Below are 11,958 nucleotides of genomic sequence, written 5' to 3'. Positions count from 1 at the left end.
TAAAATTAACCAGATTATCCTTAAAAAAACAACCCGCAAATTAAAATGGTCATAATGAACAAAATGAATAGATGCTATAATTGCCGTTAACCTTTTAAAACTTCAGAGAGTAATAAATACCTGCATTGAGCACAGCACTCGTTTATGCTGCTCCCCATACCAATCCCCCTTCCCGTTTTTCGGATCAAATCGACAAAAAACTGAACAAAATTTAAAAAGGATATTTTATTTCTTCGCAGAATTCCTGTCCCGGAACTGATACTTCTGAGGCCGCTAATACGGTTGGGGAGATCCCGGTAAACACCGGTAAAACCGCGCATGAAAGTATTGGTACAGTTGCTATCGTATTAAAAATATTCATTAAAATTTAAATAAGTTCTACAAAAAAGCGTTATGAGTAAATTATTTTTATCGTTGCTGGCTATTATATCTTTTCAGTTCCTGTTTGCCCAGCAAAATCTTCTGACCCAATTTCCAAAGGGAGCTACCCCTACCGACGTGGGCAAAAGGCTGGCCTACCATTTCGTAGATGGCAGACATGAACTCTATGCCGGGAAGTACATTCACTATGCCGAAGTTTGCGCCTGGAATGGCGCTTTGGACTATGCTGTAAAAACAAAAGACCAAAAACTCATCCAGCTTTTGCGGGATAAATTTGAGCCGCTCTTCGGCCTGGAAAAAGCATTGCTGCCTCCTATGAATCATGTGGACTATAATATGTTTGGCAGCATTGCCCTGAAACTCTACCAGGTAACAAAAGATGAACGTTATAAGAAAATAGGACTGGCCTATGCCGATTCACAGTGGGAAGTGCCAAAGGATGCCAAGCCCGATGAAAAAGCCTGGGCGGAGAAAGGATATTCCTGGCAAACCCGTTTATGGATCGACGATATGTACATGATCACCGTGGTGCAAAACGAAGCCTATAAAGTAACCGGCGACCGTAAATATATTGACAGGGCCGCAAAAGAAATGGTGCTTTACCTCAATGAGCTGCAACGCCCTAACGGGCTCTTCTACCACGCTCCTGATGTTCCGTACTACTGGGCAAGAGGAGCCGGCTGGATGGCTGTAGGTATGCCCAACCTGCTTCGTGACCTGCCTGAAGATCATAAAGACCGCCCACGTATTATGGAAGGCTATCTTACAATGATGAAAAGCCTGAAAGAACACCAAAGACCCAATGGAATGTGGAACCAGCTGATTGACGAAGCAGGCTTCTGGGCGGAAACCTCCGGCACCGCTATGTTTACCTACGCATTTATTACAGGTGTTCAGCAAGGTTGGTTAAATGCGGCGGAGTATGCTCCGGCAGCACGGAAAGCATGGACCGCAATGGTTTCGTATATCGATGCACGTAATAACGTAACCGAAGTTTGTGTTGGCACAGGCAAAAAGAACGATAAACAATATTATCACGACCGTCCACGTAATGCGGGCGACCTTCACGGGCAGGCACCCTACCTGTGGTGCGCCACTGCACTTTTAGGTAAATAACCGGATCATTTCAGGCTAAGCCTTTGGTGGCTGTAACACCAGCAGCTTAGCCTGGAAACCTGTTTCCCTTTACCTGTGATTTAATAGCTTCCCCTTGCGCTCCCTTACTTTGGAATAATTCGACAAAAAGTTGAATAAAACGTACGAAAAAAGAACTTTTACTTCGTACTGCAATGTAAGATTAATGATTCCACAAAGACAGACCACGTAAATCAGGTGTGTAGTATGCTGTTAGCTTTGAAAAGCTTTTAATGCAGTTTTCCGCTACTCAAAGGAAAAAGGCGTGTCCACTTATGAAGAAGCATTACATCAGCCAATCATGAACCATCCGCTCATTAATGGGCAGAACGGTATCCCATCTGTATAACCAAAACATGCTATTATAAATTTCACTGCGATAACGATTATCATTATGGAAAAAAACTATACAAAAACCAGGAAGACCCAGCCCTCTTCTTTGTGCCCGAGGTGCCTGCTGCCTGGATTACTCGGGTCTTTATTATTTTTACTGTTCCCCTTTTTTACCCATGCACAGCTTCAAACGGTAACGGGCAGGGTTACAGACTCCCTGGGTAACGGGATACCTGGCGTTACAATTGCCGCCAAGGGAACAACAGTAATTGCAAAAACGGACGCCTCGGGTAATTTTAGCATCCAGGCAGGCAAAGGAGTGCCCCTGAGAGCGTCGCACGTAAGCTATATCAGCAGGGAACTCACACCAGATGGAAAACCCCTGGTTATTATACTGCAACAAGCTACCAACGACCTGAACAATGTGGTGGTGATTGGTTATGGTACCATGAAGAAAAAAGATCTCACCGGGGCAATCACTTCTATCCGCCCGGGCAAGATTGCAGACGAGAACCCTAAAACAGTGCAAGACATCATACGCGGAACACCCGGTGTGAGTGTAGGTTTTGACCCATCTGCAAAAGGAGGAGGCACCATACGGATCAGAGGGCAGCGTTCGGTTTATACAGATGGCGGGCATAATGATCCGCTGCTGATCCTCGACGGGATGATTTTCTATGGAGAATTATCTGAAATTAATCCTGACGATATTGAGCAGATCGATATCCTTAAAGATGCCTCTGCTGCTGCAATTTATGGAGCAAAGTCGGCAAACGGGGTACTGATCATCACTACAAAAAAAGGTAAGAAAGGAAAGCCCACCATCAACCTGACCACCAATTTCGGGCTTTCTGATATGGCTGCCAACAGGAAAGTTTTTGGTCCGGAGGGTTATATGCAATACCGGCAGGACTGGTATACGGCTGCTACCTACGGCGTCAATTCAGCAACAGGCGCTTATGAGCCTTATATAGCAGAGTCGGCAACAGCAGGTAAACTGGGATATTATGAAAAGCCTACTGATGAAATGCTGAAAAAATACGGTATCACCATTGATGAATGGAGAGCTTATTCCACCAACACCATTAACGCATCCGATAACGAAATATGGGCAAAACGGCTGGGGCTTCAATTTACCACCCTGGATAATTATCTGAAAGGCAAAACCTTTGACTGGTATGATCATAGCTTCCGTACCGGTTTTAACCAGGATTATAACCTCAGCGTTTCCGGCGCCAGTGATAAAATAAATTATTACTTGTCTGCCGGTTATTTGTCAAACCAGGGAGTAGTAATAGGTGATAATTACAGGGCGGTACGCTCCAATTTAAAAGTAGAGGGTAAAGTTACTGATTGGCTGGATATCAGCGCCAATGTGAATTTTCAGGACCGTTCCGATGGAAATATTGCCGTTAACTGGGGATCGCAGATCATCAACAACAGTCCCTTTGCCTCTTACAGGGATGAGGATGGCAACCTGGAAATACATCCTATGGGCGATGAAATGACTGCCAGCAAAGGATACAACTTCGATTTCAACAAACAGTATATGAAACTGGAAAGAGGCTATACTGTGCTGAACACCATTCTTTCCGCGAAAGTAAAACTGCCTTTTAATATCACTTACTCCTTTAATGTTTCTCCCAGGTACCAGTGGTATTATAACCGCTATTTCGAATCCTCAGAGCATCCCGATTGGTTGCCTATTAATCATGGTGTGGACAGGAACTGGGGAAAACGTTTCGACTGGTCTTTGAACAATACCATCACCTGGGAAAAAACCTTTGCCCAAAAGCATAAGGTAAATGTAACCCTGGCCCAGGAGGCAGAAGAACGGAAATATTGGAGCGATGTTATTAATGCACGTAACATTCTCCCAAGTGATGCCCTGGGATTCCATGAAACTTCCACCGGCGATAAACTTAACAGTAGTTTTAATACAGACGACTCCCATGAAACAGCTGATGGTATGCTTGGCCGCGTGTTCTATTCATATGATGACCGTTATATGCTAACAGCCTCTGTACGCCGTGATGGCTATTCTGCATTTGGTACTTCCAACCCCCGGGCTACCTTCTTTTCAGCAGCCCTGGCCTGGACATTTACCAATGAACAGTTCTTTAAATGGAATGTATTGAGCAACGGTAAATTGCGTTTGTCGTACGGGCAAAATGGGAACAGGTCGCTGGCCAATCCCTATATCGCACTGGCCAATCTTGCCAATGGCGCAACCACCCAGGGATACGTAGATGCCAGTGGCAATTATATCCAGTACTACTATCTGAGAATCGACCGTATGGCAAATCCTCATTTGCAATGGGAAAAAACCACTGCATATAATATAGGGCTGGATCTCGCTTTCTTAAATAACCGGATCACTACTACGCTCGACTACTATTACATGCCCACTACCAATATGATCATGAGTCAGTCGCTGCCTGATTTCTCGGGATTCACCAGTATCACTACCAATTTAGGGGAAGTACAAAATAAGGGTTTCGAGATTTCAATCAACACACAAAATATAAAAACGCCCGATTTCAGCTGGAATACCACCTTTGGATTTTCGAAATATAAAAACACGATCAAACATCTTTACTACCGGTATGAGGATGTATTGGATGCAAATGGAAATGTAGTGGCTACCAAAGAATCTGATGATATATCCAACGGATGGTTCATAGGGCAACCCGCCAGCGCTATCTGGAACTACCGCGTAACAGGAATATGGCAGGTGAACGAAGCGGCTGAAGCTGCCAGATATGGCCAGCGTCCCGGTGATCCTAAAGTAGCTAACACTTACACGGCAGATGATATTAAAAACAGCGACGGAACCACAAAGCCGGTGTATAATAATAATGACAAGGAATTCCTGGGGCAGACCACTCCCCCCATTATGTGGTCGTTGCGAAATGATTTCACCTATAAGAACTTCAATTTTTCCTTCAATATCTATTCTTACTGGGGGCATAAGAGCCTGAGCACTTCTTACCTGAACCAGGATAATAGTGTTTCGCTGGTGACGTACAATGCCAACACATACGACAAAAAATACTGGACGCTTGATAAGCCGGACGATTTTTTTGGACGGCTGGATGCGAGAGGCCCTTCCGGGGTTGCCGCCCCCAACAGGGTATTTGACCGTTCCTTTATCAGGCTTGATAATGTAACAATTGGTTATAAAATGCCGCAAAGAATTATTTCACGGGCAGGGATCGAAAACCTGAAATTATATGCTACGGTGCGCAATGTGGCTGTCTGGAAAAAAGATAAAAACTGGAATTACTGGGACATAGAAACCGGTGATATGGCGCCGAGAATATACACGCTTGGATTAAACCTGACATTCTAAACTTCTACGCATGAAAAATAACTATATAATAAAAACTTTCTTCGTGGTGATTGCATCAACAGTGATCGCCTCCTGTAGTAAGAAATATCTTAAACCTGATCCTTTGTCTTTTTATGAACCGGAAGCTACTTTCACCACCAGATCGGGACTGGATGCTGCCATAGCCATGTGCGACAAGCATTTGAGAAGTTACTGGAGCTACATTACAACAAGGGATATTTCCGTGCCGATCAACACCGAGTATATGTTATCTGATATGGCGGTATCCGGGAAAACAGATGATGGAAATATTTTTGCAGATGTGGCCACCCGCCTTACTCCAACCGACGGGATGTATACGAATGATGTAAACATGATGAGTTACTTCTGGGGAGAAACTTATAATGGTATTAAGTATGCCAATACAATCACCTCGTTTATTGATAAAGTTCCCGGGCTGGATGAAGCTACGAAGCGCGAATACATTGGCAGGGCCTATTTCCACAGGTCGTTCCGTTATCTTGCCTTATGTTTTCAGTTTAACAACGTGCCCCTGATCACCCGGATTCCATCTTCCCCAAAACAAAACTATAAGAGCACCAGCCGTGAAGCCATTTTAGAAATGATCACCAAAAATATGGAAGATGCGGTGCAATGGGTGCCGGATCAGTCTGCGATGGCTTATATAGGAATGATCAATAAAGGCGCCTGCCGGCAGTTATTGATCAAATGTTACCTGGCTACCGGTCAATGGGATAAAGCCATTGCGCAGGCCGATACCCTGATCAATAATTCAGGCTATTCATTAATGACGACTACATTTGGTACGTTTGAAAGCCCTATGGAAAGTACCTGGCACATTACGCGGAACGTGATATGGGACCTTCACCGTCCTGTGAACAAATGTATCCTGGCAAATAAAGAAGCCATTCTTGCAATGCCTAACCGCGACAATACAGATGCTGCTATAAAAATGCGCACAATGCGGAACTGGGGCCCGATGTGGAATATTTCCACATTGGTTTCGCCTGCAGGAAAATTTATGCAATGCTATGCTTCATCAAGCGGGTCCTACCGGGCCAACCTGGATTATAACTCAGCCGTGGGCCGTGGTATAGCCATGATCAGCCCCACCTATTTTGCACAACATGATCTCTGGAATGTTAACGGGCTTAATGATACGGCTGATCTGCGGCACAACAGCCGCGTAGGCAACTGGGCAAGAATGGATTCTATGAAATATAATGATCCTTCAGATGCATTGTATTTCGGCAAAAACCTGAGACTTTATAATGGCAACAAAATTTTGTGCTCTGATACCGTGCGTAACTGGTTCGATTGGCCGCACTATAAAGTTTTTGTAAATGATCCTGATCATATTGGCAATCCTGCAAGTAATAATAACAGGGGTGGGTCGGCCGACTGGTACTGTTATCGTCTTGCCGAAACCTACCTGCTTCGCGCCGAGGCGCAGTTTTATAAAGGGAATATGGCCGCCGCAGCAGCGGATGTAAATATTGTGAGACAAAGAGCAAAATGCCAGCAATTATACGCCACTGTTACTATCGGCGACATTGCCAACGAACGCGCCCGTGAATTATGGATGGAAGAATGGCGGCATATGGAGCTAAGCCGTATGTCGTACAGCCTGGCTTTAAGCGGTAAACCGGACGAATGGGGCAATAGCTATAGTGTGAATACGCTGTCGGACAACAATTACTGGTATCAGCGTATACAGCATTACAGCAACTATTACAACAAAAACAAAATAACAGTGAAGGGCAGATCCTATACCATAGCGCCACATAACATTTATTGGCCAATTCCCCAGTCTGCCATCGATGCAAACCTGTATGGAAAACTGCGTCAGAATCCTGGCTATAACGGCTATGCGCCCGGTGTAGAGATGTGGACCAATTGGAAAAATGCCGTTGATGATGAAGACAAAAATTAAGCCGATGCCAATAGCAGCCTTATAAATAGCCAGGCGAAGCAGGAGCTTCGCCTGGCTATTTTTTACAGGTGAGCGAAGATACACAACATGCTTATTCCCTTGGTAATGAATCAAAATATTCCAGGGGCGACATTTTAAAATACTTCTGAAAATTACGGCTGAAAAGGCTTTGAGAGCTGTAACCTATCATCTTTGAAATTTCATACAATGAAAACTCATTCATGGCAATTAAACTGGCCGCTTTTTTAAGACGTGTGATGTCAATTAATTCTTTTGGAGATAATGAAGATAAGGATTTTATTTTCCGGTATAGTGTAGTTCGGCTCATAAACATATGCCCCGCAAGCATGTCAATATCAATATTCGGGTCTTTAATATTTGCTTTGATGTATTCATCCAGTTTCTTTAAAAAAGCTTCATCTGTTTTTGAATGCGCCATTACCCTTACATCCTCAAAAGGCGAACTGGCAAAATGCTCCTTTATTTTACGGCGATTTTTAAGCAGGTTGGCAATCTGCACCTGCAGCAATTCTGATGAAAATGGCTTTTGTATGTAAGCGTCCGCTCCTACTTCCAGTCCTTCGATGTGCGCCTTATACGTGTTCTTGGAAGTTAATAAAATGATGGGAATATGGCAGTATTCAACATTGGACTTAATCAGCCTGCACAGCTCAAACCCGTCAATTCCCGGCATCATAATGTCCGATATGATGAGGTGAATGATTTCTCTACCCAAAACGGCCTGTGCAATTTCACCGTTGGAGGCAAGGTGCAACTGGTAGGAATCTCTCAAAACTACAGATAAGAACTCCAGGATATCTTCATTGTCATCAATAATAAGAATACTTTCGGTCATACTACTTTATCTTTTTCCAACTGCTCAATTGAAACTCAAATTTCTGGTGTATGGGCAATTGCAGTTCAAATATAACTAAATCAGTTTCGCCGGAAATCAATCGCAACGACCCGTTATGCAGCTCTGTGAGCGACTTGGCCAGCGATAGTCCTATACCGGTCCCCGGCGTATCATTTCCCCGTACCCTTACAAAGGGCTCAAATATCTGGTCTTTAAACTCTTCTGGTATGCCTTTGCCATCATTGTTAAACCTGATCGTAAAATATTCATCGGTGTCTTTCACTGTGCTTATATTAACCGTAGCCCGGGTAGCTGCGTATTTAACAGCATTTGACACTATGTTGGTGCATATTTTAATAAGCGCCTCCCTGTCTACAAAAGCCATAAAATTTTTTTCCGGTAATGTTACATCCAGGTTAATATTGTTAGCGGCTGCCTGTCCTTTAAAACTCGTTACCAGGTCGGTGATCAGCCCGACGATATCTGTTTTTACAAAATTCAGGCTGAACTGGTCTGCTTCCGTTTTCCTGAAGTCGAGCAGCTGGCTGGCCAGCTCTTTCAGACGACGGGTGTTTCTTTCAGCTATTTCAAGGCTTTTCCTGACATCGGGCTCCTTGTCGAATTTCCTGCTCAACCACTCTATAGGGCCTGCTATAAGCGTAAGCGGGGTTTGTATTTCATGGGTAATATTGGTAAAAAATTCGATCTTGGCCTGGTAAATTTCTTTCTCCTTTTCGTGCTCAAACAGTTGCAGCTTTTGTAAATTCTTATGTTCAAGATATCTACGGTATAAACGGTCTGTGATGAATATAATAGTGCCTAAAAGCAGCAGGTATAAAATATAAGCAAAGTTACTTTTCCAGAATGGCGGGAGAATTTTGATAACCAGTCGCCGTTCCTTCCCCGTCCAGCTTCCGGTGTTGCTTTCCGCCTGTACAACAAATTCATAAGTGCCGTGGGTGAGATCGGTAAAATAGGCTTTGCGGTTAGTGTTGAGATAGGTCCATGGTTGGTCAATACCTTTCATCAGGTATTTGTACCGCGTTGCTCTGGGCGATGAAAAGTTCAACGCGGCAAATTCGATACTAAAATTGTTCTGATCGTAGTTTAATACAATCGTGTCTGTGTATAAAACAGACCTGGAAAGTGGGCTGTTATGCCCTCCGGGCACGGCTTCTACATTATTAACCTGGAAGCCTGTAATATAGGTTGGCGGGCTTGGTTCCTTCTGGTTAACCAGGGCGGGATCAAAAGCGATCATTCCTTTAACAGAGCCGAAGTACATTTTATTATCGGTATGTTTATACGCCGAGTTATAGTTGAACTGGTCCGTTATTAATCCATTGGCCTGTGTGTACACTTTCACCTGTTCCGTTTGCAGGTCAAAACAAATAAGGCCTTTGGAAGAGCTGATCCACAAATGTTTTGAATTATCTTCCAGGATGCTGTACAATACGTTACTGGGCAGTCCGTTTGCGGTTGTATATCTTTGGATGGCTTTCCGGTCGCGGTTCAGTTTTATAAGCCCGGAGCCGGTGGTGGCAAACCATAGCGCGTGATTACTGTCTTCAAAAATATTGTACACAGGAAATTCGTTAATGGTCTTTCCCTTAGTGGTATCGCCAAAACGTAAATTCCCGTGCCGGCCGGTTTCCGGGTTATAATAAAATGCGCCTTCCTTTACACTGCCGGTCCAGATATTTCCTTCTGAGTCTTCAAATATATCGTAAATGTAGGTGTTGTAAGGTATCTGGCTGATACGCCTAAATGTTTTGTGTGGTATATCGAACTCAAATAACCCGGCATTACGATATGCGGTACCTACCAGCAGTTTATTGTTTTTTGTCCGGTAGATGGAGATTACGAAATCGCTTACCCTTCCGTTCTTATCTCGAATAAGTTTAAACCGGTCTGTAACCAGACCTGTGCGCATATCCATTACTTCCATCCCCTGTAAAAAAGGGCCGATAAATAACTGGTTTCCCCAGGAAAGCAGGCCATGTATATTAGGATAAGATACGCTTCCTTTTTTGCCGGTGGCTGTATAGTTGGTAAATAGCCCTGTTTTTAAATCCAGCCTGTTAATACCTGCGTCTTCAGTGCCGATCCACAGGTGGTTGCTGCTATCAGCACATATCTCTCTTACCGCATTTCCCGAAATAGCGTTAGCATCCGGCACCGGATAATATTTTTCAAATCGTGCATTGGTCTTTGAATAATAATTTAACCCGCCAAAAAAAGTACCGGCCCACATACCGCCCTGGTTATCCCTGCATACTGTATAAACGGCATTATCCGCCAGGGCGTAAGGATCACCTGGCCGTTTTTGCAGGTGTATGCTTTTGTTGGCGGCCAGGTCGTAAATATAAATACCTGACTCCGTAGCAATCCAGTACTGGCCATCGTTACCTGCTGCAATGTCGCGAACAAATATGTCTTTATCTTTCTCATCGTTCAATGATAATGATCTGATGCTGCCGGTTTTGGTATGATAACTTTTCAGTCCCTGCTTAAAACAACCTATCAGTAGTTCATCATTATGGATGGGATATATTTTGCTGATAGACCGGGCATTTGCAGGCAAACTTTTATCCACAATCCTTATCCTGGCTCCAGGCTTTTTCTGCGGGTCATAGATATGAATATTACCATCACTATCTCCCACCCATAAATTCCTATTTGAATCCAATGCAATACAGGATGCCTTTACTTTTAAGTCCTCTACCCTGTTCTCTGCCTGTATGTATTTGTACAGGGAAAACCGGATGAGAAACCACAGGTTATTGTCATTGTCTACTACCAGATTGTTTGTATATTCTTTGGGAATGATTTCCAGCTCGGTGAGCACTTCTTTGTAAGGGTTATATTTAAAAAGACCTTTGCCGGTAGCTATCCAGATCATCCTGTTTTTATCTTCGGCTATGCAATTGATAACATCATTTCCCAGGCTGCCGAATTTATCGTTATTATTTTTATAGGCCTTAAAAGAGTACCCGTCGAAACGGTTTAACCCACCACGGGTTCCAACCCATATCAAACCTGTGCTATCCTGTATTACAGCCGTTACTGCATTATGCACCAACCCATCGTCTACCTGGTAGTGCTTAAAATAATATTGCCCATAACATGAAGAAATGGCAACCTGTAACAGTAAACCCAGCAAAATAATATAACGGGAGAATTTCATAACTCTGGGGCCAAATATAAATAATGATATCAAAATCCTACAGGCTTTTAAATAAAATTGTATCAGCGGCCGGAGCGGGTGCGATTCGTTAAAAGGCTGTACTGTAGTAGGAAATCACCAGGCAGCACATGATTACTTTATCTATAATGATACAAATTATCGACAATATGATACAAATTGATGAAACGGTTAAAGAAAGTCTCATTAACTTTTAGAAAGTTTCACCACATTAACCTTCTAAAAATTATCTTATGACCAAAAGGACTCTACTTTTGACCGCTGCCATCCTCCTTAGCTGCGGTTTTGGCATGAAAGCAAATTCCGCGTTCAGACAACCAGTATCTGTACCTCTTCTGCATGCCCCTGCTTTTGCATGGAACTTTATTTATGCCTTCGGCGGTGGCCCCATACCCGGCTTAAGCTGGTCAGGCAATTACTTGTATGTTTCTTCAGGAAATTACATTGTATATTCCGCGAATGGCTATGGATTCCTTTCTCCATCCAACCCGGTTTACTGTAATGCAGCAGACAATGCAAACACCTATGTAGAGGTTTCTGTAAGCGGCGGTAGCGGCAGCCCTTCGTATTATGATTTCCAGGAGTACTAGGCAAAAGGAACAGCGCTTTGAAAAAGGCGCTGTTTTTATTCCAGTAGTTTATCTTATGAGAGTTTACAACCTGTATTAACAGGTTTGCCTTAATAGCATTTAACGTATCAGCGTGATCTGGTTAACCGTACATTTTTTATCTTCCAGTTGTTCTTTTAGCTGGATAATAATATC

General features: G+C 43.5%; 6 protein-coding genes. 4 read left to right on the top strand and 2 right to left on the bottom strand.

Annotation, left to right across the window (positions count from 1 at the left end; all coding sequences use genetic code 11):
• Positions 1 to 393 precede the first annotated feature (393 nt).
• The 3 genes from VIM72_RS13965 to VIM72_RS13955 all read left to right on the top strand — a co-directional run bounded on the left by VIM72_RS13965 (position 394) and on the right by VIM72_RS13955 (position 7,133).
• Positions 394 to 1,497: a glycoside hydrolase family 88/105 protein gene (locus VIM72_RS13965; protein ID WP_332003435.1), complete on the top strand. Its 1,104-nt coding sequence runs from the start codon at positions 394 to 396 to the stop codon at positions 1,495 to 1,497.
• Between the two features lie 412 nt (positions 1,498 to 1,909).
• The gene (locus VIM72_RS13960) at positions 1,910 to 5,200 is read left to right on the top strand and encodes a SusC/RagA family TonB-linked outer membrane protein (RefSeq protein WP_332003434.1); all 3,291 of its coding nucleotides are present in this window, start codon (positions 1,910 to 1,912) and stop codon (positions 5,198 to 5,200) included.
• A gap of 10 nt (positions 5,201 to 5,210) precedes the next feature.
• The gene (locus tag VIM72_RS13955) at positions 5,211 to 7,133 is read left to right on the top strand and encodes a RagB/SusD family nutrient uptake outer membrane protein (protein ID WP_332003433.1); all 1,923 of its coding nucleotides are present in this window, start codon (positions 5,211 to 5,213) and stop codon (positions 7,131 to 7,133) included.
• A gap of 91 nt (positions 7,134 to 7,224) precedes the next feature.
• Here VIM72_RS13955 and VIM72_RS13950 read toward each other — a convergent pair whose 3' ends face one another.
• Positions 7,225 to 7,989, bottom strand: a complete 765-nt coding sequence (locus VIM72_RS13950; protein ID WP_332003432.1) for a response regulator transcription factor — start codon at positions 7,987 to 7,989, stop codon at positions 7,225 to 7,227.
• Between the two features lies 1 nt (position 7,990).
• A complete protein-coding gene (locus VIM72_RS13945) occupies positions 7,991 to 11,176 on the bottom strand; it encodes a ligand-binding sensor domain-containing protein (protein ID WP_332003431.1) in 3,186 nt (1,061 codons plus the stop codon).
• Between the two features lie 251 nt (positions 11,177 to 11,427).
• Between VIM72_RS13945 and VIM72_RS13940 the strand changes: the two genes are divergently transcribed.
• A complete protein-coding gene (locus tag VIM72_RS13940) occupies positions 11,428 to 11,784 on the top strand; it encodes a hypothetical protein (protein ID WP_332003430.1) in 357 nt (118 codons plus the stop codon).
• Positions 11,785 to 11,958 lie beyond the last annotated feature (174 nt).

This window comes from Chitinophaga sp. (assembly GCF_036569185.1).
Lineage (GTDB): Bacteria > Bacteroidota > Bacteroidia > Chitinophagales > Chitinophagaceae > Chitinophaga.
The sequence above is the reverse complement of the archived record's forward strand: the minus strand, read 5'-3'. Positions and strand labels throughout refer to the sequence as shown.